Consider the following 26,299-nt stretch of genomic DNA (forward strand, 5'->3'; position numbering starts at 1 on the left):
CTACGACCCGTTGGACCCGGTGGCCGGGCACAGCCGCCGGGGCGCGCTGTCGTCCCGGAGCTTGGCGTCCACACAGCCACCGGGCAGACCCTTGTGGGGGGTACTGCCGAAGTTGGCGGTGACGGTGAGGGTGCCGTGGCCGAAAACGGTGCGCTGGACGGTGCGATCGGCGGTCAGCGCACGGAAATCGGTGAGCGGCTCGGTACCGGCCGCCTTGTGCAGCGGGGCGAAGTACTTCTGGAGCGTGACCAGTTCGCCGCCGTTCTTCTCCAGCGAGTCACCGGTGAGCACGAAGTTCAGCGGGGTGTTGTAGAGCATGGCGAGCAGCGCGCGGTCGGTCTTCTGCCGCGGCAGCTTGTCGTACGACAGCTCCCAGCGCTCGGTGTTCACCAGGGAGTCGTGCAGCGCGGTCTCGTACAGCGGTATCCGGTACACCGGGTCGTACATCGCCTTCGCCACATCGGCGGGCAGCTCCGCTGGCTTGAAGAAGATGGCCGGTGCGTCGGCGGGGGCGTAGCCGCCCCAGCTCTCCTTGTCACGCTGCGCCTTCCACAGGCCGTCCGTCACCGGGGTGCCCGAGCCGTGGTCGAAGGCGAGCACCCGGTTGGACCAGGCCCCGGCGGACTCCGAGCCGAGGACGAGGCCCCGGTCGGACAGCCGCTTCATCCGGGCCAGCCGGTTGGCGCGGTCCTCCGCCTTGGTCATGGGGTGGCCGGTGCTGTGGTCGCGGAACAGCTCACCGGCCGCGTCCACGTCGAGGAAGTAGCTGTCGGCGCCCGCCTTGGTCATCTCGCGGGTGCGCTCGGCGAGGTAGTGGTGGCGCGGCTCGGCCTTCTCGAACGCCTCGGAGCTGAGGTAGCAGCCGCGGTCGTGGAAGCCGGGGACGGGCTTGCCGTCGGCGTCCCGCACACAGAAGTCCGGGTACACCGTGCCCGGCCAGGTGGATGTCGGCGCGTCGGAGGTGGCCGGGTCCTGGCCGTTGGCGAACGAGTCGTACGGGCCGACGAGATAGCCCGCCTTCTTCGCGGCCGCGGTGGCGGCGGCGTCCATGGGCCGGTCGTCGGCGTCGTAGCCGAGCCACATCCGGTCCACCCCGAGGCCGCGCAGCTTGCCCATGAAGGGGGCCTTGCGCGCATCGCCCCACAGGTAGGCGTGGAAGGCACCGAGCAGCTTCCGCGTGGCCGGGGTCTCCCGGATCTTCTGCCGCAGGCTCTTCAGCTGTCCGTGCTCGCCGAGCCAGGCGCGGTAGTCACGGGCGGAGGCCACCGGAGAGCCGTCGGTGAGGGAGAAGGCGACGGTGTACCGCATGGTGTCATCGGGGCGGGAGAACCGGTGGGTGGCGGCGGTGCGCAGTCTGCCCCCGTCGGAGGTGACGCGCAGCGTGGTGCCGATATCGCTGGGCACGAGATAGCTCACCCCCTGCCGGTTGCCGAGGGTGTAGCCCCACAGCGGCATCGACAGGGACGACTCCATGTCCATGTCGGTGTCGACCAGCTCGGCCCGGGAGGAGTTCCAGAAGCGGTCGGCAACCGGCAGCGACAGCCCCTCCCCGCGCGGCAGCTGTACGGCGGAGGCGCGCCGGTCGGTGCCGGTGACCGGCCACGACAGGGTGCGGGCGGCCTTCTTGTCGGCCCTGCCGGTGGCCGTGACCGACAGCACCAGACGGCCGTTGTCACCGGCGCGGGCGGTGACGTCCAGCCCGGTGTCCGGATAGCTCCAGCGGGCGGTGCCCGGCGAGGTGGTCACGGAGCCGGGCTTTCCGGGAGCGGTGGCCGCGGGCGCGGACAGCTCCACGGTCCCCTGGCCGGTACGGGCGGTGACCCGCAGAGAGGTGGTGTCGACGGTGGCGGTGCCGCCCCGCAGCGGGACCTCCACACGATGGCCACCGACCACGACCGGCCGTGGCGCCTCCTGCTTCCCGGCGTGGGTGGTGGAGGCGAGGGTGGTCGAGGCGAGGGCGAGACAGGACACCGCGCCCGCCAGCGATACCGCGGCGATCACCCGCGGCCGGGTGAAGTGTTTGCGTTTCATGAGACGTTGATAACGAGCGGATATAAGAGGGCTTCTAAGAAGGCCGATCTGAACGCTTCTCCGAAGCCTTGGAACCTTGAGACCTTGAAGCCTTACGGGAATGGCTCCGGGGGGCTGTTCTCACTCCTCCGGACCCGTGGGCCCGGACCGGTGGCGCGGCACGCGCAGCCGGAAGAGCGCACCGCCGCCGTCGGCCGCCTCCGCGGTGAGCGCGGCGCCGTGGGCCCGGGCGATCTGCCGGGCCATGGCCAGCCCCAGCCCCGAACCGGGCAGCGCGCGTGCCTGCCGGGAGCGGTAGAAGCGGTCGAAGACGTACGGCAGATCCTCGGCGGCGATACCGGGGCCGTGGTCGCGTACGGTGAGGTCGATGCCGTGGTCACCGGGGGTGAGCCGGACCTCCACCTCGGCGCCGGACGGGCTGAACTTGGCGGCGTTGTCCAGCAGATTGGTCAGCAGCCGGGCCAGCCGCGCGGGCACCCCCTCCACGGTGGTGGCGGCCAGCTCCGTGCTGAAGGTGGTGCGCGGCCAGTGCGAGCGCGCCTCCGCCACACACCGCGCGGCCAGCCGGTCCAGCCGTACCGGCTCCACCAGCGCCTGCGGCTCCTCGTCCCGCGCGAGCTCGATCAGATCGTTGACCAGGCCGGTGACCTCGCGCAGCTGGCCGCCGAGCGCCGTCGCGGCCCGCTCCCGCTGGGCGGGGGAGAGCCGGTCGGCACGGGCCAGCAGCTCGGCGTTGGTGCGCAGCGCGGTCAGCGGGGTGCGCAGCTCATGGGAGGCGTCGGCCACCAGTCGGCGCTGGGCGGCCACCGACTCCTCGAGTTCGCCGAGCATGGTGTTGAAGCTCCCGGCCAGCCGGGAGATCTCGTCCCCGCGGCGCCCCTCCTCCGGCGGCAGCTCGATGCGATGGGCCGGGTCGCGCGTGGCGGCGATGCGTTCGGCGGTGGCGGTGAGCCGGGTGACCGGCGCCAGCGCGCGGCGGGAGGCGAGATAGCCGAGCCCGGCGGCGAGCAGCGCCCCCGCCGCGCCGATGGCCACGAGCAGCCGCGCGGCCTGGCGTTCGCCCTGCGCCACGGTGTCGGAGCGCACGGCGAGCTGGAGCGCGCGCTCGCCGCGCAGCGGGGTGGTCAGCGTCCGCATCCCATGACCGTGCACGGTGACCTCGCTGTAGTACGCGCCACGGGAGCCCGCGGCCACCTGGCGGGTGGCTCCGGTCACCGGGATGACCAGATCCCGGCCGCCCGGGTGCCCCGGTGTGCCGGTCTTCGGCGTGACCACCTGCGCACAGGCCGGGGCGGCCAGCCAGCGGCACTCGCCGTACAGCGTCCCGGTGCCCTCGTCCCGCCGCTCCTGGACCAGCAGGGTGGCCTGCTGGGTGAGCTGGAGGTCGAGCTGACGCACCAGCTCGTAGCGGATGACCACATACGCCGCCGCGCACACCCCGACCGTGACCAGTGCCACCGCGGCCGAGGTGATCAGCGCCATCCTGGTGCGCAGCGGCAGAGGGCCGGTCAGACGGCCGCCGGTCCGGCGGGCGGCGCTCATCGCTCGGCCAGTTCGTAGCCGGTGCCGTGCACCGTGTGGACCAGCCGCGGGGCGCCGTCGGCCTCCAGTTTGCGACGCAGATAGCCGATGTACACCGCCAGCGAGTTGGAGTCCGAGGCGAACTCGGTGCCCCACACCAGCTCCTGGATCAGCTCCCGTGGCAGCACCTGGCCCGGATGGCGCAGAAACACCTCCAGCAGCGCGCACTCGGTGCGGGTGAACTCCATCCGCCGACCGTCCCGCACTCCGGTGCGGCTCCGCGGATCGACGGTCAGATCGGCGAAGGACAGCGCCCCGGACACCTCCTCGTCGAGGGCCCCGGCGGGCGCGGTACGGCGCAGCAGCGCCCGCAGCCGGGCCAGCAGCTCATCCAGCGCGAACGGCTTGACCAGGTAGTCGTCGGCCCCCGCGTCCAGCCCCGCCACCCGCTCGCTGATCCCGTCCCGGGCGGTGAGCACCAGGACGGGCGTACGGTCGCCGAGCCCGCGCAGCCGGCGGCACACCGCCAGCCCGTCCATGACCGGCATGGCCAGGTCCAGCACGATGGCGTCCGGTGGCTCCGCGGCGACCGCGCTGAGCGCCGCCAGACCGTCCCCGGCCACCCGCACCCGGTACCCCTCCACGGCCAGCCCGTCCACGAGGGCGGCGCGCACCTCCGGGTCGTCGTCCACGACCAGCACGGCCGCCGTCCGGGGATCGGTGGGCTTTCCCCGGCCGGAGGGGGAGGACGCGGCAGCGGACATCGCGGGGCCTTTCGGATGGGCACAGGTCAGTCCCCACCCTGGCAGAACGTGCTCTTAGAAGGCTCTTAACCACCATGGGCCAACCACCATGGGCGGAAGGCTCTCCACCACCATGGGCGACAATCGGCGGATGCGGATCCTGTCCTTCCCCGAAGCCGGGACACCGGCCCCGCTCCGCGCCCAGGTGTGGGAGCTCCAGCAGGAGGCGTGGCCCCCGGCGGACCCCGGGGCCGAGGGCGGACCCCGGGCCACCCACGACCCCGCGCTGCGGCCGACGTCGATGCTGCTCGTGGACGATGGAGCCGCCGACCCCACGGACGGCACCGTGCTGGCCGCCCTGGACATCCTCACCAAGACCCTCACCCACGCGGGCCGCTCCTACCGGGCCGGGGGACTGAGCACCGTGGTCACCCGGCGGGCGGTACGCGGCCTCGGCCATGGCGCGCGCCTGGTCGCCGCCGCGCGCCGGGCCATGGCCGGCTCCGGACTCGACCTGGGTGTGTTCACCTGTGACCGGCACCTGCGGGACTTCTACACGGGCGCGGGATGGCAGCCGCTGCCCGGCACGGTGCTCGTCGGAGGCACACCCGAGGCCCCCTTCCCGAGCGACCGGCCCCCCTTCGACAAGGTCACGATGGCGGACTTCTTCTCCGCCGCCGCCCGGCGCCACCGCGCCGACTTCCGCTCCGCGCGGATCGAGCTGTACCCGGGGGAGATCGACCGTCTGTGGTGACCGGTGCCGCGGTCCCGGCCCGTTAGTCCAACACCCGGGCGCACTTGTCCATGGGCGGCCGCCCGGCCGCGGTCGCAGGGTGGAGCACTGTTCCCACCAGCGAGGCGGAGGAGCCGGCGCGTTGACTCACACAGAGGAGAGGCGGCCTGAGGAGGGGCGTCCCGGCCGCAGAGCGGTCGTGGTCACCACCACCCTGGCCGGAATCGGAACGGCCATCGGCGCGGGCGGTGGTACCGCGTACGCCCGTGACACCGCACCCGCCCGCGCCACCGAGCGCACCCTGCGGTCACAGCGGCTCGAGGTGCGGGTGGACGCGGACTTCCCGCGCGTCATCGCGTACACCGACCGCGACACCGGCGCGGTACTGCACGGACAGCGGGAGCCGGTGCGTTCGGTGCTCATCGACGGCACCGAACGCACCCCCCGCACCACCGCCGTCACCAGCGGCGCGGACCACATCACCTACACCCTCGCCTTCGGTGCGGACACCTCAGGACCGGACGCCGAGGTCGACATCCGGATCCGGGTCAGCGGATGGCAGGTCGACTGGCGGGTCATCCGGATCACGGACTCCGACGCGCTGCGCGTGGGCACCCTGCGCATCCCCGCGCTGGCGTTCCTCAGTGTCCGCGCCGACCAGCCGGGTGCCACGCTGCTGGCCGCCCGGATCGACCTGGACAAGGCGAAGAGCGGCGACACCTTCGTCCGCCCCGCCACCGACACCCCCACCGACGCCGAACCGATCGGCTGTGCCTACGCCGTCGTCAGCACCGACCGGCTGGCCGCCGCCATCGAGACCAACACCGTATGGGACAAGCCCACTTCGGCCACCGGCACCACCTGGGAGAACGGCAGGCTGCGGCGGCAGACCGTGCGCGAGGACGGTCAGCTCACCGCCAGGCTCACCTGCGGTGAGTGGACCCACCGGGCCGACACCGCCGCCGACGGCGCCACCGAGCCACTGCCCTGGGCCACCGTGGTGCTCACCCGGGACCGCAACGGCGACGGTGTGGTCGACTGGCAGGACGCCGCCATCGCCTTCCGCGACATCATGGTCAACCCGCTCGGCGCCGACGAACAGCATCTGCGGGTCGTCCCGCATATCCCGTTCAACTTCGCCAGCCAGGCCACCAACCCCTTCCTCGACACCCTCGACAACGTCAAGCGCATCGCGCTGGCCACCGACGGGCTGCGGCAGTACACCCTGCTCAAGGGCTATCAGTCGGAAGGCCATGACTCCGCCCACCCCGACTACGCGGGCAACTACAACACCCGCGCCGGGGGCCTGTCCGACCTCAACACCCTGCTGCGCGCCGGACGCCGCTGGCACAGCGACTTCGCGGTGCACGTCAACGCCACCGAGTCCTATCCGGTGGCGCACGCCTTCTCCGAGACGCTCGTCGACAAGGACGACAAGCAGTGGGACTGGCTCGACCAGTCCTACCGCATCGACGCCCGCCGCGATCTGGTCTCCGGCGACATCATCCGGCGCTTCCAGGACCTGCGGAACGACACCGACCCCGCCCTCAGCGCCCTCTATATCGACGTCTTCCGCGAATCCGGCTGGAACTCCGACCGGCTCCAGCGGGCCCTGCGCGACCAGGGCTGGCACGTCACCACCGAATGGGGCCACGGCCTGGAGCGCTCCTCGCTGTGGTCGCACTGGGCCACGGAGACCGACTACGGCCCGGACGGCTCGCGCGGTATCAACTCCCGGCTCATCCGCTTCGTCCGCAACCACCAGAAGGACGTCTTCGCCGACAAGTGGCCCACCCTGCTCGGCATTCCCCGGATGGGCAACTTCGAGGGCTGGACGGGCAAAACCGACTGGACCGCCTTCTACCAGCTCATCTGGACACACAGCCTGCCCGCCAAGTACCTCCAGGCGTACCCCATCCGCACCTGGGGCGACCACGAGATCACCTTCGAGGGGCCCGGCCGTACCTCGGTCAGCGACACCGGGGGTGTCCGCCGCATCACCACCGACGGACGGCTGGTCTACGACGGTGGCGGCTATCTGCTGCCGTGGGAACCCCGCGAGGCCACCGACCCCGCCAAGCTCTACCACTACAACCCGGAGGGCGGCAGCACCCGTTGGCGGCTGCCGCGCGGCTGGTCGGGGCAGCGCTCGGTGGTGCTGTACCGCCTGACCGACCAGGGGCGCGCCGAGCCCGTCACCCTGCCGGTGCGCGGCGGCAGCGTCAGCATTAGCGCCGACCCCGGTGTCCCCTACGTGGTGCTGCGCTCCCGGGCCCGTGCCCAGGCGGCACCCGGCTGGGGCGAGGGCACCCCGCTGTACGACCCCGGTTTCCACTCCGGTTCGCTGCGCGGCTGGCGGACCACCGGCCCGGCCACCGTCGAACGCAGCGAGCTGGGCGATTACGAACTGGTCATCGGCGAGGGCGCGGCCGCCACCGTCGGCCAGCGGCTCGGTCGGCTCGCCCCTGGTGGCTATGTGGCCTCCGTACAGGTGGAAGTGGGCGCGAAGCCGGGTGACCGGCGGCGGGCCGCGCTGCGGGTGCGCACCGCCGACGGGGTCACCGCGGAGAACTGGACCGAGACCTCGACGGCCGCCAACCACATGGCAGCCGACCGTAAGCACGGCACCCGTTTCCAGCGGATGTTCACCTACTTCACCGTCCCCGACGGCGGCGGACCGGTCACCCTCACCCTCGCCGTGGCCGCGGGCCGGGCCCGGGTCCGCTTCGACCGGCTGCGTGTGGTGCGGGCCCGGCCCACCGAGAAGTCCGGCACCCTGGTGTACGAGGACTTCGAGCGGGTGCCACAGGGCTGGGGCCCGTTCGTGAAGGGTGACGCGGGCGGTGTGACCGACCCCCGGACCCATATCGCCCAGCGGCACGCCCCGTTCACCCAGGCCGGATGGAACGGCAAGGTCATCGACGATGTGCTCGAGGGCGGCCAGTCGCTCAAGTCACGTGGTGAGAACCAGGGTCTGGTCTACCGCACGGTGCCGCACACCGCCCGCTTCCGTCCCGGACGGCGCTACCGGGTGAGCCTGACCTACGCCAACGAGGCGGCCGGACAGTACGCGTGGATCACGGCCGTGGACGAGCCCGGGGCGCGGGAGCTGGAGCGCGCCCCGCTGCCCGCCGCCAGCGGGCGGGCCACCCACAGCTACACCGTCACCGCGCCCGCGGAGGGTGAGATGTGGGTGGGGCTGCGGAAGACCGGTGACAGTGGCACCGCCGAGTTCACCCTCGACTCCTTCACCGTGGAGGAGCTGGACTGAACCGTGGCGGGGCCGGTCCGAACCGAGGCGGGGCCGCGCGGAGAAGGCGGCGGTGACCGGTCCGGTGGCCATCAGCGCAGCCACACCTCCCGCTCCCCGGCTCCCTCCAGCTCCAGCACCAATACCGTGTTGTCCCCGGCCCGCAGCAGTGGGCCGGGGACGTAGAGGGTCCGCTGCGGCCCCACCGACCAGTAGCGGCCCAGGCAGTGGCCGTTGATCCAGACGAAACCGCGTGTCCAGCCCGGAAGGCCGAGGGTGGCGTCCCCCACGGCGGACACCGTGAAGTGCCCCCGGTACAGCCCCTCACCCCAGCCGTCCGGACCCTCCGGCGCCTCCTCCCCGGGCTCCCGGAAGGGCACCCGGGCCACCGCGTCCACATCCGCCACCGCGGTGAGCCGCAGCGCCCGCGCCCGCACCCCGTGCACATACTGGCGCTCGTGCAGCACCCCGCCGGTGATGCCCTTCGGCTCGGCCAGCCGCGGCCCGTAGCCGACCCGGCCCAGCGACTCCACCCACAGCTCCACCGCGGCCGGGCCGGTCACCCCCTCGACGACGGCGTCCGTCTCGTCCAGCACACCTCGCCGCCGTCCGTCCACCGTGCACACCGCGCGGTCCCGGAGCCCGGTCACCCGCAACGGATACGGGCCGCGTGGCCCGGGCACATCGAGGCGGTAGCGGACCACACCCCGGTCCACATCCAGCTCCTCGAAGGTCGGTGGCATCGGCGCGATCACCTCCTCGTCGCCCAGCGTCCCGATCACATCGCTCAGCGGCGCCCACTGTGACAGGGCGATCCGCACCGGCCGGGTGAGAACGGGGGGCGGGGGCGGCAGCTCCGGGAGCGGTTCGTCCGCGTATTCCGCCAGCACCTCCCGGAACCGCCAGAACTTCTCGGTGGGCTGCCCCCGTTCATCCACCGGGGCGTCGTAGTCGTAGGAGGTCACCACCGGCAGCAGCGCACCGAGGTGGTCCGCTCCGGCGCGGTTCGCGCCTGCCCAGCCACCGGTGTTCGTCCCGCCGTGCGCCATGTAGACGTTGACCGAGCCACCGCACTCCAGAATCTCGCGCAGCGCGGCTGCGGCGTCGGCCGGGTCCCGCGGCGGGCTCTCCACTCCCCAGTGACCGAACCAGCCGCACCAGAACTCCATGCACATCAGTGGCCCCGACGGCCGGTGGCGGCGCAACGCGGCGAACGCGTCCCGCGCCCCGGACCCGAAGTTGACCGTCGCCAGCACGCCCGGCACGGACCCGCCGGTGAGCATATGGTCCTCCGGGCCGTCGGAGGTGAACAGCGGTACGGTCACGCCCAGTTGGCGCAGCATCCGGGCCAGCCGCAGCAGATAGCCCCGGTCCGAACCGTAGGAGCCGTACTCGTTCTCCACCTGCACCATGAGCACCGGACCGCCGCCGCTCCCGGACGCGGAGCCCGACGCTGCCGGGGCCGTGATCTGGCGTGGCACGACCTCGGCCAGCAGCCGCTCGAACCACCCCTCCACCGCCGCCAGGTACTCCGGATCCGCGGTGCGCACCCGGCGGTCCACCAGTCCGGTCAGCCAGTGCGGCAGTCCGCCGTTCTCCCACTCCGCGCAGATGTACGGCCCCGGACGTACGATCGCCCACAGTCCGGCCGCCCGTACCGCGTCCAGGAACCGCCCGAGCGCCGCCACGTCCTCGAACCGGCCCGGCGAGGGCTCGTGCAGATTCCACGGCACATAGGTCTCCACACAGTTCAGCCCCATCGCGCGCACCATGGCCAGCCGGTGTTCCCAGTGGCCCTCGGCCACCCGGAAGTAGTGCAACGCTCCCGACAGCAGCCGGACCGGCCGCCCGTCCAGCTCGAAATCCTCGGCCCCGACCACGAACTCCGGCACAGCCCCGCCCGCCTCTCCTGCGTCCGCTCTCGTCCATCCGCTCCGACCGGGTCACCCTTTCCCCCTGGCGGGCGGGCGGTCCATGGACAAAGATCGGCGATTGATTGGACGCAGCTGACCGCCACCGGCAGGAGAGGAGCGCGGATGTATCACACCTGGATGCGGTACTTCACGCCCAGCCCGGCCCATCACCGGCTCGGTCTGGTGTGTCTGGGCGTCGGCCTCCAGCACGGCGCCCTGCCCGTCGTCGGTCCGCGGGCGCTCGACCACCATGTGGCGGTGGTCATCAGCGCGGGCCGCGGCTGGTTCCGCGGTGCGGACGGCCGCCGCCGTACCGTCACCGCGCCCGCGCTGCTCTGGCTCACCCCCGGTGTCACCCACCACTACGCCCCGGACCCGGACACCGGATGGGACGAGGCGTTCGTGGACTTCACCGGACCGGCCACCGCCGCCTACACCGAACTGGGCTATGTCGACCCGGACGATCCCGTGGTCGCGCTCACCGACACCGCCACCGCCCGTACGGCCATCGGCCGGATCGTCCGCGCCGCCCGGCAGGGCAATCCGTTCCTGGAGGTCGAGACCGCGGCCGCGGTCCATGAACTCCTCGTCGCCCTGCGCCGCGTCCGCGCCGACACCGGCGCCGATGGCCATCCGGTGCTCCAGGCGCTGGCCCGTGACGCCTTCCAGCCGCTGTCGGTGGCCGAACACGCCGCCCGGCACGGTATGACCCCGGCCGAACTGCGCACGGCGGTACGGCGTGGCGCGGGGTGCAGCCCCAAGGACTATCTCCTGGGGATCCGGCTGGGCCGCGCCAAGGAACTCCTCGTCGGCACCGAACTCCCGGTGGCCGCCATCGCCCGCAGGGTCGGCTACGACGATCCCGCCTACTTCAGCCGGCTGTTCGCCCGCCGGGTGGGTACGGCCCCGGTCCGCTTCCGTGCGCAGCAAGGCCGTTCGGTGCCCGGTGGCTTCACCGACCGGATCCCCGACCCCGGCCGTCCGCCGACCATTCCGCCCTCGACACCGGCGGACGACGGGCGGCCCGGCGGCGGATGACCGGGTGTCGCGGTCGCCGGGGGAGGGGGCCCGTGACCCGTCGTCCGGGGCGGTCGATAGTGTCTCCTTCGCACGTGCGGGGGCGTGTGTGCTGGAGGCGTGCTGTCTTCCCGCTGTTCTGCGCCCGCTCATTGGACGCCGACACCGAGGAGGGGAGCCATGTCCTACCCTGGGCCACCCGGGAATCCGGGCAACGCCGGGCCGTATGGTCAGCAACCGCCGTATGGTCAGCAACCGCAGGGGGCTTGGCCGCAGGGCCAGGGGCAGGGTGGCGCGCCACCCCCCATGCCACCACCACCGCCACCGTCCCACGCACCGCAGGGCTGGCAGGGCCCACCCGGCCAGCCGGGCCCGATGGGCCAGCCGGGCCCGATGGGCCAGCCGGGCCCGATGGGCCAGCCGGGCCCGATGGGGCAGCCGGGCCAGCCGCCCGCCACTCCGCAGGGCTGGGCACCCGGAATGCCGCCCGGTGGTATGCCCGTTCCTCCTCGGCCCCCGGCCGCCCAGAGGAGCGGCGGGCGCACCTGTCTCACCGTCGGCCTCGGCATCGTCGGGGCGATGGCCCTGCTGGGCGGCGGGGCGCTGACCGTCCACGCCTACTCCAACCACAGCCAGACCACCTCCAACCGCTCCGAGTACGGTCCGGCGATGTGGCGCAACGAGCCGGTGGACAAGCTCCTCCCGGAGACCCTCGCGCTCCGCGAGGACGCCCAGTCGAAGTCCACCGACCGCACCCGGGCCCAGTGGCACCGGATCGGCGTCTCCGAAGAGACCGGCTGTGACGAGGGGTTGCGGGGCGGGACCGCGACCGAGGCCGAGAAGCTGGGTTGCAAGGCGGTACTGCGCGCCACCTATGTCGACCCGACCGGCAACACCGTGGCCACCGCCGCCGTTGTCGTCCTCCCCAAGGGCGACGCCGCGAAGACGGCGATGAGCACGTTCTTCGACGGCGAGAAGGAGAAGCGCGATCCCTCGCCTGGTGTGAAGGCGTACGCGGTGCCGGGCACCCTCGCGGCCCGCTGGAGCGATAGCCGCAGTAACGGTTCTGCGGGCAGGTCGGTCACCGAACTGAGCATTCCCTACGCCGTCGTGGCCTCCGCCGGAGCGGTCGACGGCCGCAAGGCGGGTCCGCTGCCCGGCAAGTGGGGCGGTTCCAGCATCGACGCGAAGCAGGACCGCGCTCCGTGGAGCGGCGCCGCCGACAACCTGGCGGACGCGATCGATGAGCACCTCAGTGCACTGGTGATGGAGGAGACCACATGAGTGTCCGGCGCATCGCTACGGCGATGACCGCGGCCGTACTCGGGACGCTGCTGGCCACGTTGCCCGCCACGTCCGCGTCGGCCGCTCCCGTTCCCACCCCGGTCAGCTGGGAGTCCCAGGCACTCGGCCTGCCCGAGGCACAGCGGATCGCCCAGGGCGAGGGTATCAAGGTCGCGGTCCTGGACAGCGGGGTGATGGAGAACCACCCGGCGCTCCGTGGCAAGGTGACCACGGGCCCCGACTTCTACCGGGACGGCCTCACGGCCGGCGATCCGCGCTGGGGTCGGCACGGTACGGCGATGGCCTCGGATGTGCTCAAGGTCGCCCCGAAGGCGGACATCCTCGCCGTCCGGGTGCTCGACGACAAGCATGACCACGACTTCGACGAGGGGCCGTCGGGTCCCAGCCCGGTCGGGCAGGGTATCGACTACGCGGTCGACCACGGCGCCGATGTGATCTCGATGTCGCTCGGCGGTGAGATGTGGGGCGACCGCTATGACGAGACCGAGGTCAACGCCCTGGCCCGGGCCGCGCAGAAGGGCATTCCGGTGATCGCCTCCGCGGGCAACGAGGGGGACGCCTTCAACGAAGCCTCCTACCCCGCCGGTTATCCGGGTGTGGTCGCCGTCGCCGCGCTCCAGAAGGGCGGCAGCCGCGCCGATTTCTCCACCGTACGGACCTACAACACGGTGGCGGCGCCGGGTGTGGAGATCGTGAGCGCGAAGCACACCGGTGGCTGGGCCACCAGCAGTGGCACCTCGCCCGCCGCGGCGCTGACCTCCGGTGTGGTGGCCCTGATGCTCTCCCACAACAACAAGCTGACACCGGCACAGGTGCGGGCGGTGCTCACCAAGACCGCCACCCATCCGCCCGGCGGACGCAACGCCCTGGTCGGATATGGGCCGATCAACGCCGCCGCGGCGGTGCGGTCCGCCGCGAAGCCGCCCGCCGACGGAACGGCTCCGGTGAAGCACAAGGGCAAGGAATTCTTCGCGGAGCCGGACGGCACATCGAAAACCGACCATCCGCCGTTGGAGACGGATTTGGTGACCATCGGTCTCGGTGCCGCCGGAGCGGGGCTGCTGATGATTGTCTGTGCGGTGCTGATCAGCCGGGCGGGCCGCCGTCGCGCGGCGGCGATGGCGGCAGGGCCGAAGCTCTGAGCCCGCCGGACGACATACCCGGGTGAAAGCGCGGAGGTAAAGAGAAACACCCCGGTCGCCTTGACGACCGGGGTGTTTCTCTGCGTATATTGGGGGTTTCCATGTCTGGGTGAATTCACAGCATGGTAAGGCCCGATGTCACGGATATTACCCGGCGGGAGTCGAATTGTCAAATGAGGAAATGCGCCGTGAACAAGAGTTTCTTGATGTGCTCCACGGACGCCTCGCCGAGTTGAGGGACGAAGCGGAGAAATCCGTTTCGGAGGCCCTGACCATGGGCGGCAGCACCTTCCAGGGACGGCTGGAGCGGGATGTGCTGGTCGCCGAGCGGTCCGGTCTGCTCGCCGCGTTCGACGCGGGGGAGCGGGGGCTGTGCTTCGGACGGCTGATGTTCCGCGACGGCCGTGACCACCACATCGGGCGCATCGGCATGCGGCGCGACGACGCCGAGCGCACCCCGCTGATCGTCGACTGGCGGGCCGATGTGGCGCGCCCGTTCTACCTCGCCACCGGACACACCCCCATGGGGCTGCGGCGCAGACGGCACATCACCACCGAAGGCCGGCGGATCACCGCCCTCCATGACGAGATCCTGGATCTGTCCGACAGCAGACGGACCGGCCATGAGGGCAGTGACGCCGATGCCGTACTGCTCGCCGCCCTGGACACCGCCCGTACCGGCCGGATGCATGACATCGTGCAGACCATCCAGGCCGAACAGGACCGGATCATCCGCGCCCCGCGCACCGGTGTCCTGGTCGTCGAGGGTGGCCCCGGCACCGGGAAGACCGCCGTCGCCCTGCACCGCGCCGCGTATCTGCTCTACGCGCAGCGGGAGTTGCTGGCCCGCCGCGCGGTGCTGATCGTCGGCCCCAACCCGGCCTTCCTCGGCTACATCGGGGAGGTGCTGCCCTCACTCGGCGAGACCGGTGTCATGCTCGCCACGCTCGGCGAGCTGTTCCCCGGGGTGACCGCCACCGGCCTCGACACCCCGGCCGCCGCCGAGGTCAAGGGGCGCGCCACGATGGCCGACGCGCTGGCCCGGTTCGTACGGGACAAGCAGGCCCTGCCCGATCCGGCCATCGTCATCCCCCATGAGGACGGTGAGCTGGTGCTCGACGCGGACATCGCGTCCGACGCGCGCCACCGGGCCCGCGAGACACGGCTGCCGCACAACCTCGCCCGCCCGCACTACGCCTTCTCCGTCATCGACGACCTGACCGACCAGTTGACCGACCGGATCGGCGCCGACCCCTTCGGCGGCCCGAACCTGCTGGGCCCCGACGACATCGCCCAGCTCGGCAAGGCCATCGCCACCAACCCCGAGGTGCACGCCGCCATCGAGGAGCTGTGGCCCCGGCTCACCCCGGAGCGGCTCGTCGCGGACTTCCTCGGCGATCCGGTCCACCTCCCCGAGGCCGACGCCGAGGCGATCCGCCGCACCGGCGGCGACTGGACCGCCGCCGATGTCCCGCTGCTCGACGAGGCCGCCGAACTGCTCGGCGTGGACGACTCGGCCGCCCGCGCCGCGGCCGAGGGCGAACGACAGGAGCGCATCGCCTACGCACAGGGTGTGCTCGACCTCTCCTACGGCTCCCGCACCCAGGAGTTCGAGGACCGTGAGGACGAGGACGCGGAGGTGCTCGCCGCCCATGACCTGATCGACGCCGAGCGGCTCGCGGAGCGGAACGAGGAGGCCGACCACCGCAGCGCCGCCGAGCGCGCCGCCGCCGACCGCACCTGGGCCTTCGGCCACATCATCGTGGACGAGGCGCAGGAGCTGTCCGCGATGGCGTGGCGGCTGCTGATGCGGCGCAGCCCGACCCGTTCGATGACGCTGGTGGGCGACCCCGCGCAGACCGCGGAGCCCGGTGGCTGCGGCTCCTGGTCGGAGATCCTCGCCCCGTATGTCGAGGACCGCTTCGAGCACACCCGGCTCGCCGTCAACTACCGCACCCCGGCCGAGATCATGGCCATCGCGGCGGAGGTAGCCCGGTCCGCGGACCCCGATTTCGCACCGCCGAGCTCCGTCCGCGCCACCAGGGTGCGCCCGTGGGCCCGGCACACCGCCGATCTGCCCGGGGCGGTGGCCGAGGCCGTGGCGCGGGAGACCCGGGAGGAGGGCCGGATCGCGGTGATCGCGCCGCGCGACCGTCTCGACGCCCTGGTGGCCGCGCTCCCGGACGCCTCCGCAGGACGCACCCCGGATCTGACCCGTCCGGTGGTCCTGCTCGACCCGCGGCAGGCGAAGGGGCTGGAGTTCGACACCGTGATCGTGGCCGAACCGGCGGAGTTCGGGACGAGCGATCTCTACGTGGCGCTCACCCGGGCCACCCAGCGGCTGGGTGTGGTGCACACCGGCCCGCTGCCGGCGGGTCTGGGCGCGCTCGGGGTGGCTGGGCCCGGGCCGGGGGAGGGGACGCCGCTCACCGCTTCGGAGGAGTGAGGAACCCGGTGACCGGGCGCTCCTGGCGTTCACCGTCGACCGTGATGTCGACCGCCTCGTTGTAGAACGCCACCCGGTCCCTGATGATGTCCACGGCCGGGAGCGGGGCGGGATAGCTCCAGGCGATGCCGGGGGGCACCTCGCCACCGCCCGCCCAGGACCAGTACGCGGTGGCCACCCCCTTGTACGGGCAGCGGGTGGTCAGCTCGGCCGGGGTGAGCAGATCCAGCCGGACGTCCTCGCGCGGGAGGTAGTAGCGGACGGGCAGATGGGTCTCGAAGAGCAGCACCGGGGAGTGCGAGTCCGCCACCACCGTCCCCTCGATCGAGACCCGCACATGACGGGTGCTCGGCAGCGCGTCCACGCGCTTGTGGGGGTCGCGGGGGTGGACGAAGATCTCCTCCTCCTCTTCGTACCAGTGGTCGAGCACCTCCCGTCCGAACCAGGCGAACGAGAGGTACCCGGCCAACTCCTCACCGGGATACGTCCACGCCGCGTCCGGCACGGCCCCCTCGCCGGTGTCCAGGTCGAAGTGGGTCACCCCGGCATACCGTGGGGCGGCGGGCGGCGCGGTCTCGCGCAGCAGGTCCATCCGGACGTCCGCGCGCGGAAACGCGTACAGCGGGACCGGGCGCCCCGGCTCCCACACCAGGAGCGGACGGCGGCTGTCCACCACCGTGATCCCGTCCTTGGTGCCCCGCACCCAGCGCTCACTCGGCTCCCACACCAGCGCCTCGCCGGGTGTGCCGTCCCGCCGCCGTACGGGCACCGCCCCGGCCCCGCCACCACTGTCCGCCACGCACGCCACCTCACCCTGATTCCGGTCCGGATCCCGCCGGTACGGCGCGTGCCGGTACCGGCGATCGACCTCCACCATGCCCGGTCGGACGGGATTCCGCAGCTCCGTGGTGGCCTCAGCCCATCGGGATCCGCGCGGCCACGCAGGGGTCCTCGTCGCGGTAGCCGAGACGGTCGTACAGCCGGGCCGCGGGCGCGTTGTCGGCCAGCTGCCACAGGGTGCAGTACCCGTGGCGGCGCACCGCGTAGCGGGTCAGCCATGAGGTCAGTGCCGCGCCCAGCCCCTGGCCGCGCATCTGCGCGTCGGTGGCCACGGATGCCATCAGCGGCGCTCCACTGTCCCGCAGACTGCTCAGGGCGCCGCACGCCACCAGCCGCCCGTCGTCGTCCCGGATCCCCGCCCACAGGCTGACACCGGCGGAGCCGGGGCCGGTGGAGTGGGCCGGGCTGTGCTCGTTGAGGAACGCCAGCAGCTCGTCGTGGTGGCGCTCGCCGAGCTCGACCACCCGCTCCTCGCCACGCTGCACCGGTGGCTCGTCCTGCGTCCAGCGGAAGACCCACTCGACCACATCGGCCATCGGCAGATGGCGGGCGACCAGGGTGTCGGTGCCCCGTGGCCCGGTGAACTCGCGCACCCGGTCGGGATGGCCCTGCGCCGCGCGCAGTACGAGGGCGGCGGCGGCCACCGGTTCACCGACGCTCCAGACATGGCCGCGGGTGTCGTCCAGCCAGGCCGCGGCGCCGTCGCCGGACCAGCTGATCCGGTCGGCCGGGCGTTGTCGCGCGGCGCCGAAACGCAGCAGGGCGGAGCCCGGCCGCTGTTCCAGGCCCTGCTCGAACAGGTCCGCGGGGCGGGGGAGAACAGTCGTTGCCTGCATCGCTACTCACACGAAGACATGAGGAAGGACAAGGAAGGACGGCTGAGGAGCCACGGAGGAGGGAAGGCACGGGGGTGGGTCGGGGGGAGGCGGCCGTCCACTCTGGCACACCGCCCCTGGGCCGGGGCAAATTCGCGGTGGCCATTCACCCGGCCCGGTGTGAACACCTCCCGACAGGTGACCGGTGTGGTGCGAGGCCCGCGCCACGGACCGCCGAGCCGTGGAACACCTCGCCACACCATGAGATCTGTCACATCGATCCCACGGCTCAAAAGGTACGTGGCGGGCGATACCTCCTAGCCGACATAAGAGGTTTTTTCCGCTCTGGTGGACATGTGTGCTCCGGTCCGCCATGCCATCCGGGCGGATGGGGCGTGGTGCGCACTCGCCTAGAGGCCAGGTGTTCTGACGGTGTGACAGCCCTGTGGTGAATCTGTGAAGCCGGACCAGCACGCATCGCGGGACAGCGCAAGCCACGTGTGCCACTACGAAGCCGTATAGGACCGAACACTTGTTGCCCCGTGCCTTCGGCGGCTCTAAGAATGGCGGCCCGCAAGGCGCCCCGGCGGCTCGTGCGAGACATCGTGCCGAACCCGCCGGACCAGGGGGAGAGGGCGTGCCGCGATCACCGAGTGAGGTCATGTATGAGCAAGCACCGCAGCAAGAAGTCGCACCGCCGGAAGATAACCGTCGCGGCCGTGGCCGTCGCCGCCGTGGGTGTGCCTTCCGTTGCCATGGCCTGTCTGGGCGGGCAGGACGACAAGGGCTCCGAGGCCCGGGGTGAGTGGACCACGACCACCGGCCACCGTCCGCACACCGACTCGGACAAGGGCGACCACCGGGGCGAGCACCGCGGCGACCGGTCCGAGCGCACTCCGAGCGCGTCGTGGTCGGCCTCACCGCGGCACACCAAGTCCGCCCCCGCCTCCACCGCGGCGCCCTCGTCCGCCACCCCCACCCGCACCGCCCCGGCCAAGGCCACCACCAAGGCCGCCACCACCAAGGCCGCCGCGCCGTCCTCCTCCGCGGCTCCCGCGTCGACCACCGCCACCAAGGACTCCGGCTCCTCCAGCCTCCAGGACCAGATCGTCGCGCTGGTCAACAAGGAGCGCGCCAAGGTCGGCTGCAAGTCGGTGAACGTCGACACCAAGCTGACCAAGGCCGCCCAGGCCCACAGCGAGGACATGGCGAAGCACAACGACATGTCGCACACTGGCTCCGACGGTTCGTCCCCCGACGACCGCATCGAGCGGGCCGGATACTCCTGGAGCGCCTACGGCGAGAACGTGGCCTACGGCTACAGCTCGCCGGAGAGCGTGATGGAGGGCTGGATGAACAGCTCCGGCCACAGGGCCAACATCCTGAACTGCGACTTCAAGGAGATCGGCGTCGGCCACGCCCAGCCCGGCCACTACTGGACCCAGGACTTCGCCACCGCCCGCTGACCCCGGCCCCGGCCCGGACGGCATCCGGCCGCTGTAGGGCACCGGCACACGCCCGCCGAGGCGCACACCGGCCGGGGCCGACGCTCAGCCGTCGGCCCCGGCCGCCCGCGCTCTCGCCCGCGCCTCGCCGGGAGGCGGGATGAACTGGAGCTCCAGCGTGGCCGGTGGCTCGGCCACACCCGGTCCGCCCGCGGCCGCCCAGGCGAGCAGATCGTCGGTGCTCTCCTCGTCCAGGGCCCAGCCGACCCAGGTCGGCCGTCCACCGCCGCGGCGTCCGGAGGGCGACGGCTGGACCACCACCACATTGGCCTGACCGCACGGCCCCAGACAGTCGGTCGTCCGCACCGCCACCCGCTCCGGTGCCGCGTCGACCGCCGCCCGCAGCCGGTCCAACTGACCCTGGTGGTCGGTACGGGGGTGCTTGGCCACACTGCCGCAGCAACAGCCCCGGCAGACGACGAGAGTGCACGGCCGTTCCGGTATGTCGCGCTGCGGCCAGGTCTGCATCAGAGCATTGTGGCACGGCGGTTCGGCGCCGCCGGGTGTGCCCCGAGGGATGCCGGGCGGCCCGGCGGGCGCGTACGTACAAGCCAGCTACGCTCACGGTATGACGACGCACAAGGCCGTCCCGTTGAGTGTGGACGCGATGATCGAGGACCTCAGGACACTTGTCGAAGTCGAGTCCCCGTCGCGCGACCTCGCTGCCCTGAAGGCATCGGCCACCACGGTCGCCACTCTCCTCGAAGGCCGTCTCGGCGGACGGGCCGCACTGGTGGAGACCGAAGGCGGACCGCATGTCCACTGGTCGGCCGGTGGCGATCCGAAGGTACTGATCCTCGGCCACCACGACACCGTCTTCCCGCTCGGCACCCTGGAGCGCAGGCCGTTCACGGTCGAGGACGGGCACGCCACCGGCCCCGGGGTCTTCGACATGCTCGGCGGTGTCGTCCAGGCCATCCACGGCCTGGCGGCGCTCGACGACCGGTCGGGTGTGGAGATCCTGGTGAGCGCCGACGAGGAGGTCGGCTCCCGCTCCTCCCGCGCCCTCATCGAGGAACGGGCCCTGGCCTGTGGCGCCGTACTCGTACTGGAGGGCGCCGCCGACGGCGGAGGTCTGAAGACCGGCCGCAAGGGCTGTGGCACCTTCGAGGTCTCCGTCGCGGGCCGGGCCTCGCACGCGGGGCTCGAACCCGCGGCCGGGGTCAATGCCCTGATCGAAGCGGCACACCAGGTACTGGACATCGCGGAGCTCGGCCGACCCGACATCGGGACCACGGTCACCCCGACCGTCGCCGCCGCGGGCACCCTGGACAACGTGGTTCCCGCGGCGGCGACCATCATCGTCGACGTCCGGGTCGAGACGGCCGAGGAGAAGGAACGGGTGGAGTCCGCGTTCGCCGCACTGGCGCCCCATCTCGACGGTGCCGAGATCACGGTTCAGGGGGGCGTCGGGCGGCCCCCGATGCCCGAGTCGGCCTCGGCCGAACTCTTCGCCGTGGCGAAGCGGTTGCTTCCCGGTATCGAGGGCATGGCCGTCGGCGGCGGAAGCGACGGCAACTTCACGGCCGCGCTCGGAGTGCCGACGCTCGACGGCCTGGGAGCGGTCGGCGGTGGCGCCCATGCCGACCATGAGTATCTGGTGGTCGACGCCATGGCCGAGCGGGCGAACCTGGTCGGCGGACTGGTGAACGCGATCCGGCACACGGCGCGCTCCGCGTGATCCCGCGCGCCGAGCGCGGGCGAGGGGAGCCGAAGCCCTCCGCGCATCCGTTGTCCGGGCAGTCGTCGGGACCCTCTTCGGGACTTTCTCCGTAGCCGTCGTCCCCGCCGTCGTGGCAGGTCATCGGATCCGTGACACACATGGAGCCCCCTGGCTGAAGGGCGAGGCAGCCCGAACCACCCCGATCCCACCGGGAGATGGACGGCGGCGCTCACAACAAGACCCCTGGCATTGTGCAGCAGATTTCCGATCTGACCGGAAATCAAGTGGAGTTCGACCGGGGGTGGCTACCAAGGGGTCCGCGCGGGTACGGCGCCCCCTCATCGAGGGGCGCCGCGGCGGTGGCACCGCTCACTGGGCGCTCGCGGCCGGACGCACCACGAGCTCATTGATGTCCACCTCGGCCGGGCTGTTCACCGCGAAGGCGATGGCGTCCGCGATGGCCGACGCGGGGATGGCCACCGAGCGGTAGGTCTTCATCTCCTCACGGGCCCGAGGATCGGAGATGGATTCCGCGAGCTCCGACTCGGTCACCCCCGGGGACACCACGGTCACCCGGATATCCCCCGCCGACTCCTGGCGCAGCCCCTCCGACAGGGCGCGCACCGCGAACTTCGTCGCGCAGTACACCGCGGCGGTGGGCACCACCTCGTACGCACCCACCGACGCGATGTTGACGAGGTGACCGCCGCCCTGTTCGCGCATCACCGGCAGGGCCGCCGCGATCCCGTGCAGCACACCCCGCACATTCACATCGATCATGCGGTCCCACTCGTCGACCTTCAGCTCCGCCAGCGGCGAGAGCGGCATCACCCCGGCGTTGTTCACCATCACATCCACCCGCCCGAACCGCTCCCGCGCGGCGGCCACGAACCCCCGTACGTCCGCGGCGTCCGTGACATCAAGCCGCCGGAACGCCGCCCGGTCACCGCCGTCCGCCAATCCGTCCACCAGCGCGGCCAGCCGGTCGGTGCGCCGCGCCCCCAGGAAGACCCGGTGGCCGTCGGCGACCAGCCGGCGGGCCGTCGCCTCCCCGATGCCACTGCTCGCACCCGTGACCAGAACGACCTTTGTGGTGTCCGTCGTCATCGCTGTCCATCCTCTCGATCGTGGGGGGGCGGGTCCGCCCCGTGATCGAGTCTGAGGAGATCGCCGCAGGTCAACCAGGAGGTGCGCTGCCCGGGTGTGGCGCACCCAGGCAGCGCCCCGGCCCGGCGGCCTAGCCTTGGGGGCATGCCCGACAACGCACTCGGAGATTTCCTGCGCGCCCGCCGAGCGGGACTGCGCCCACAGGACGTCGGCATGGCGTACCACGGCGTCCGCAGGGTTCCCGGTCTGCGGCGTGAGGAGGTGGCCGTCCTCGCCGGGGTCAACGCCGACTACTACACCCGGCTGGAACAGGGGCGGGAACGCCACCCCTCACCGCAGGTCCTCGACGCCCTCAGCCGCGCCCTGCACCTGGACAGCGACGCCCGCGCGCATCTGTACCGGCTGACCGGCACCGCGCCCGACGACCGCCACGTCCCGGCGCCGGACACCGTCAGCCCCGGGCTGCGGGGGCTGCTGGACGGCTACGCCCACACCCCCGCGTTCGTCGTCAACCGCACCCTGGACATCCTCGTCGCCAACGCCCTCGCCGAGGCGCTGTACTCGCCCTTCCAGTCCGCGGACAACCTGGCCCGGATGACCTTCCTCGACCCCGCGGCCCCCCACTTCTTCACCCGCTGGGACTGGACCGCGCAGGCCACGGTGGCCAATCTGCGCGTGGCGGAGGGCTATCCCGCCGACGGCCCGCGGCTGACCGCCCTCGTCGAGACCCTCACCCGGCACAGCGCCGAGTTCACCGCCCTGTGGAACTCCCACGCGGTGCGCGGCAAGACACACGAGGCCAAACACCTCCACCACCCCGAGGTCGGCCCGCTGACCCTCAGCTACCAGTCCTTCGACGTCCGTGACGCGCCCGGTCAGCAACTGGTCATCTACCACGCCGAACCCGGCAGCCCCAGTGCCCAGGCGTTGGGACTGCTCGGCACGCTCGACGCCACCCGGCGGCAGACGGCCGGGTAGGAGCGCGCCCCGGGGGTGGGCCGCTCAGCTCCGCGGGCGGCTCGACCCCGCGTTCACCGGCGGCCCCGCCGGGACGCGGACGGCGTGCGGGGCCCGGGGCGGCGGGGCGCCGGTCCACAGCCGCCGGTGTAGACGCGGGGCACCCGGTCGCCGACCCGGGTGACGATCTCGTACGCGATGGTGTCCGCGGCCCGTGCCCAGTCCTCCGCCCCGGGCTCACCGCCGTCGCCGGGGCCGAACAGCACCACCTCGTCGCCGACCGCCGCCGGACCCTCACCGAGGTCGATGACGAATTGGTCCATGCACACCGTCCCGGCCACCGTGCGCCGTTCGCCCGCGGCCAGCACCGGACCGGTACGGGAGGCATGGCGCGGCACCCCGTCGGCGTACCCCAGGGGCACCACACCGAGAGTGGTCCGACGGGGTGTGCGGTAGCGGTGGCCGTAGGACACCCCGTGCCCGGCGGCGACACGTTTGACGGAGACCAGCCGGGCGGAGAGTGTCATCGCGGGCCGCAGCCCCAGGGCGGCGGCGTCGGCGGACTCCGGTACCGGGCTCAGCCCGAACACCGCGATTCCCGGGCGCACCAGGTCGAAGTGGGTCTGCGGAAGCCGCAGCGTGGCGGCCGAGTTGGCCAGGTGCAGCACCTCGGGGCGCAGCCCCGCCTTGCGCGCCGTGTCCACCGCGGCGCGGAAGTTCTCCACCTGCACGTCGGTCGCCGGGTGGCCGGGGGTGTCGGCGTCGGCGAGATGGGACCAGATCCCCACGACCCGGATGTGTCCGGACGCCTCGGCGCGTGCGGCGGCCTCCAGCAGCGCGGGCCAGTCGGCGGACGTGGCGCCGCCGCGGCCCATACCGGTGTCCGCTTTCAGATGCAGCAGACAGGGGCGGCCCGCCACCCGCGCCGCCTCCTCCGCCGCCTCGACCGCCCAGATCGCCCCGGCCGACAGCTCGATGTCCGCGGCGAGGGCGGCGGCCCAGTCGTCACCGGGGGCCAGCAGCCAGGCCATGACGCGGATCCTGCTGGTGATGCCCGAGGCGCGCAGGGTCAGTGCCTCGTGGATCCGTGCGGCGCCGAGCCAGGTGGCGCCACCGGCAAGCGCCGCACGGGCGCTGGGGACGATGCCGTGGCCGTAGCCGTCGGCCTTCACCACCGCCATGGTCTCCGCGGAACCGGCGGCCTCCCGCAGCCGCGCCACATTGGCGCTGATGGCCGCGAGGTCGATCCGCGCCTGTGCGAGAGGCACGGCCTCGCGGGTCCCGTCCTCGCGGTCGCCGACCTCGTAGGGGCTGCCGATCGCCACACCGTCGTCCTTCCGTGGAGACTCCACCGGGCCCGGGACGGGCCGCGGGTGAAGCCATGGTGGCGCCGGGGAGAGCACTCCGTCATCGTGCGAACGCCACTGTCGAACGGCGCCGCGGAGTGCCGGGGGAACAACGGGAGCGCGGGGGTGGCCGCACCGTCAGCCGGGGTCGTGCTCCGTGGCCCGCGGCTCGCCCCCGGTGGCCGCCGCGCGGTCGTTGCCGTAGCGCCGGGCCGTGAGCTGGAGCAGCAGCGCCGCGCGCACCTCCGCGCTGTCCAGCCGCAGGTCCACCACCTCCCGCAGCCGGCGCATCCGGTGCCGGAGGGTGTTCGGGTGGATATGCAGCCGGGCCGCGGCCGCCTTCGCGTCCCCCATCTCCTCCAGCCAGGTGTACAGCGTCGGCACATGGCTGGTGTGGTGCGCGCGGTCGTGCTCCAGCAACTGCCGCAGCGGCCCGATCTCCGCGGTGCGGGCGGCGGTGGCGGACCGTGCGGTGCGGCGCAGCACCACCGTGGCCCATACCTCGTCGTGGACGGCCGAGCCGCCGGGGACCAGCCCCGCCGTGAGCAGTCCGAGGGTGTCATCGGCCTGTTCCCGGGAGTCGGTCAGCCCGGGGACGGTGGTGGCGAGCCCGCCCATGGCCACCAGCGGCGCTGCCGTGTCCCCGGTGGGCTCGGCGAGTTCGCCCAGCCAGTCGGCACGCGTCCCGGAGGTGGAACGCACCGCGTCGGCGTGGACGATGCCGTAGACCACATCGCCGACCACCGCCGCGGGGGAGCGCAGCCGGGTGCCGGGGAAGCGGCACAGCCGTTCCCGTACGGTCAGCCGTTGCCGCTCGGCCTCGTCGGCGTCCTCACCGAGCACTCCCACGGCGATCACCCGCCAGGGGCCGCTGGTCAGACCGAGCAGCCGGGCGGCGTCCGCGGCCCCCTCGTGTCCGTGCAGCACCCGCGCCACCATGTCCGCCAGCGCCAGCCGCCGCCGGTCGGCCTCCGCACGGCGGCGCAGCAGATGCAGGGCCGCCGCGTCCGCGGCGTCGGCGAACGCCGCGGCCCGCTCGGGCTCGACCGGACCCGGCACGATCGCCCAGATCGAGCCCAGCACATCGCCTCCCGCGTGCACGGGCACCACCAGCCGCGGCTTGGTGCCCTCGACGACGGCCGGAACGTAGATGGGTGTGGTGTCCTGGGCGATCCTGCGGAACACACCGTGCCGCCGGAAGTGCGCGTTGACGTCCTCGGGCACATGGCGGCCCATGATGGTGGCCACCCGCGCCTCGTCGCCGCGCTCCTGACGGGTGGAGTACGCCAGCACCCGTGAGCCGCGGTCCTCGATGGTCACCGGGGCGTCGATGATCCGGGCGATGGCGTCCGCCACCCCGAACAGATCCCCCGCCTCCGCCACTCCCAGCCCCGCGGCGGACACGGCAAGCCCCTCGCTGTCGAGCGCCGCGCGCAGCAGCGACAGCACCTGGGCCCAGCCCGCCTCCGCGGACACCCGCAGCAGCGCCACGCCCGCCTCTTCCGCCGCCGCGGCCACTTCCCCGTCCAGCGCCACCGGCGCCTTGAGTAGCACGGCCGCGGCCGACCGCCGGGCACACAGCGTCAGCAGACGCAGCGCGGCGTCACGGTCGGTGAGGTTCACCCCGAGCACCACATCCCCCGGCCGTGGCTCGAGCTCCTGGTCCGGTTCGGCGATCACCGCGTCGCCGACCGTGACGGACAGCCGCTCGGGGGCACACATCCCCGACGACACCGCTGGTCCCACGGTGTCGAGAAGCCGTTGCAGACTGATCATGGCCCACCACCCGCTCACCGATCGCCCACCATCCTGCCCCACCGTGTGGGCTCGGGAGGAGTGGCGTCCGGGAAACGAGGGGGACCGGCGGTGGCTAGAGCCTGTCCGGCGGATCATGTGACCGTTTCGGGTCCGGCTCGTTGCCACGGACATGGGGCGGGGGGATCTGTCGGACTCGGAATGGGCGCG

19 protein-coding genes are annotated in these 26,299 nt (G+C 72.6%); 9 read left to right on the top strand and 10 right to left on the bottom strand.

The features are described from left to right. The 3 genes from AB0C66_RS31995 to AB0C66_RS32005 form a co-directional block, all read right to left on the bottom strand. Complete coding sequence (locus AB0C66_RS31995; protein WP_362446582.1) at positions 1-2,031, bottom strand: glycoside hydrolase; 2,031 nt, start codon at positions 2,029-2,031, stop codon at positions 1-3. 120 nt (positions 2,032-2,151) lie between these two features. Next, positions 2,152-3,573 carry a HAMP domain-containing sensor histidine kinase gene (locus tag AB0C66_RS32000; protein ID WP_362446584.1) on the bottom strand — a complete coding sequence of 474 codons (1,422 nt, stop codon included), beginning with the start codon at positions 3,571-3,573 and terminating at the stop codon, positions 2,152-2,154. Then, positions 3,570-4,316: a response regulator transcription factor gene (locus AB0C66_RS32005; RefSeq protein ID WP_362446587.1), complete on the bottom strand. Its 747-nt coding sequence runs from the start codon at positions 4,314-4,316 to the stop codon at positions 3,570-3,572. The genes AB0C66_RS32000 and AB0C66_RS32005 overlap by 4 nt, the downstream gene beginning before the upstream one ends. 88 nt (positions 4,317-4,404) lie before the next feature. On the opposite strand from AB0C66_RS32005, the gene AB0C66_RS32010 reads away from it, so the two are divergent. Together AB0C66_RS32010 and AB0C66_RS32015 are read left to right on the top strand one after the other, a co-directional pair. Continuing rightward, positions 4,405-5,049, top strand: a complete 645-nt coding sequence (locus AB0C66_RS32010) for a GNAT family N-acetyltransferase (RefSeq protein WP_362446590.1) — start codon at positions 4,405-4,407, stop codon at positions 5,047-5,049. A gap of 121 nt (positions 5,050-5,170) precedes the next feature. Continuing rightward, entirely contained in the window at positions 5,171-8,299 is a 3,129-nt protein-coding gene (locus tag AB0C66_RS32015) for an endo-alpha-N-acetylgalactosaminidase family protein (RefSeq protein WP_362446593.1), read from the top strand. A 71-nt stretch (positions 8,300-8,370) separates the two neighbouring features. Here AB0C66_RS32015 and AB0C66_RS32020 read toward each other — a convergent pair whose 3' ends face one another. After that, positions 8,371-10,170, bottom strand: coding sequence for a beta-galactosidase (locus AB0C66_RS32020; protein WP_362446596.1), 1,800 nt, complete (start codon positions 10,168-10,170; stop codon positions 8,371-8,373). Between the two features lie 144 nt (positions 10,171-10,314). Between AB0C66_RS32020 and AB0C66_RS32025 the strand changes: the two genes are divergently transcribed. The 4 genes from AB0C66_RS32025 to AB0C66_RS32040 all read left to right on the top strand — a co-directional run bounded on the left by AB0C66_RS32025 (position 10,315) and on the right by AB0C66_RS32040 (position 16,101). Then, positions 10,315-11,229, top strand: coding sequence for an AraC family transcriptional regulator (locus tag AB0C66_RS32025; protein WP_362446598.1), 915 nt, complete (start codon positions 10,315-10,317; stop codon positions 11,227-11,229). Between the two features lie 474 nt (positions 11,230-11,703). Beyond that, the gene (locus AB0C66_RS32030; RefSeq protein WP_362446601.1) at positions 11,704-12,492 is read left to right on the top strand and encodes a hypothetical protein; all 789 of its coding nucleotides are present in this window, start codon (positions 11,704-11,706) and stop codon (positions 12,490-12,492) included. Continuing rightward, positions 12,489-13,655, top strand: a complete 1,167-nt coding sequence (locus AB0C66_RS32035; RefSeq protein ID WP_362446604.1) for a S8 family serine peptidase — start codon at positions 12,489-12,491, stop codon at positions 13,653-13,655. Before AB0C66_RS32030 ends, AB0C66_RS32035 begins: the two co-directional genes overlap by 4 nt. A gap of 181 nt (positions 13,656-13,836) precedes the next feature. After that, positions 13,837-16,101 carry an ATP-binding domain-containing protein gene (locus AB0C66_RS32040; protein WP_362446607.1) on the top strand — a complete coding sequence of 755 codons (2,265 nt, stop codon included), beginning with the start codon at positions 13,837-13,839 and terminating at the stop codon, positions 16,099-16,101. Here the strand turns inward: AB0C66_RS32040 and AB0C66_RS32045 are convergent. Continuing rightward, entirely contained in the window at positions 16,082-16,870 is a 789-nt protein-coding gene (locus AB0C66_RS32045; RefSeq protein WP_362446652.1) for a DUF427 domain-containing protein, read from the bottom strand. The genes AB0C66_RS32040 and AB0C66_RS32045 overlap by 20 nt on opposite strands. 145 nt (positions 16,871-17,015) lie before the next feature. Further along, positions 17,016-17,777, bottom strand: a complete 762-nt coding sequence (locus tag AB0C66_RS32050; RefSeq protein ID WP_362446610.1) for a GNAT family N-acetyltransferase — start codon at positions 17,775-17,777, stop codon at positions 17,016-17,018. 644 nt (positions 17,778-18,421) lie between these two features. Here AB0C66_RS32050 and AB0C66_RS32055 point away from each other — a divergent pair. Further along, entirely contained in the window at positions 18,422-19,222 is an 801-nt protein-coding gene (locus tag AB0C66_RS32055) for a CAP domain-containing protein (RefSeq protein WP_362446613.1), read from the top strand. 84 nt (positions 19,223-19,306) lie between these two features. On the opposite strand, the gene AB0C66_RS32060 is transcribed toward AB0C66_RS32055, so the two are convergent. Beyond that, a complete protein-coding gene (locus AB0C66_RS32060; RefSeq protein ID WP_362446616.1) occupies positions 19,307-19,729 on the bottom strand; it encodes a (2Fe-2S) ferredoxin domain-containing protein in 423 nt (140 codons plus the stop codon). Positions 19,730-19,829: 100 nt separating this feature from the next. Between AB0C66_RS32060 and AB0C66_RS32065 the strand changes: the two genes are divergently transcribed. Continuing rightward, complete coding sequence (locus AB0C66_RS32065) at positions 19,830-20,942, top strand: M20 family metallopeptidase (protein ID WP_362446619.1); 1,113 nt, start codon at positions 19,830-19,832, stop codon at positions 20,940-20,942. Between the two features lie 351 nt (positions 20,943-21,293). Here AB0C66_RS32065 and AB0C66_RS32070 read toward each other — a convergent pair whose 3' ends face one another. Beyond that, positions 21,294-22,031, bottom strand: a complete 738-nt coding sequence (locus AB0C66_RS32070) for an SDR family oxidoreductase (RefSeq protein WP_362446622.1) — start codon at positions 22,029-22,031, stop codon at positions 21,294-21,296. Positions 22,032-22,175: 144 nt separating this feature from the next. Between AB0C66_RS32070 and AB0C66_RS32075 the strand changes: the two genes are divergently transcribed. Next, positions 22,176-23,009 carry a helix-turn-helix transcriptional regulator gene (locus AB0C66_RS32075; protein ID WP_362446625.1) on the top strand — a complete coding sequence of 278 codons (834 nt, stop codon included), beginning with the start codon at positions 22,176-22,178 and terminating at the stop codon, positions 23,007-23,009. A gap of 53 nt (positions 23,010-23,062) precedes the next feature. Here the strand turns inward: AB0C66_RS32075 and alr are convergent, their stop codons facing one another. Both alr and AB0C66_RS32085 read right to left on the bottom strand, forming a co-directional pair. Then, positions 23,063-24,307 (bottom strand): alanine racemase, encoded by a 1,245-nt coding sequence (gene alr / locus AB0C66_RS32080; RefSeq protein WP_362446655.1) that lies wholly within the window; start codon positions 24,305-24,307, stop codon positions 23,063-23,065. 165 nt (positions 24,308-24,472) lie between these two features. Beyond that, the gene (locus tag AB0C66_RS32085) at positions 24,473-26,110 is read right to left on the bottom strand and encodes a helix-turn-helix domain-containing protein (protein ID WP_362446628.1); all 1,638 of its coding nucleotides are present in this window, start codon (positions 26,108-26,110) and stop codon (positions 24,473-24,475) included. Positions 26,111-26,299 lie beyond the last annotated feature (189 nt).

This window comes from Streptomyces sp. NPDC048636 (assembly GCF_040650655.1).
Lineage (GTDB): Bacteria > Actinomycetota > Actinomycetes > Streptomycetales > Streptomycetaceae > Streptomyces.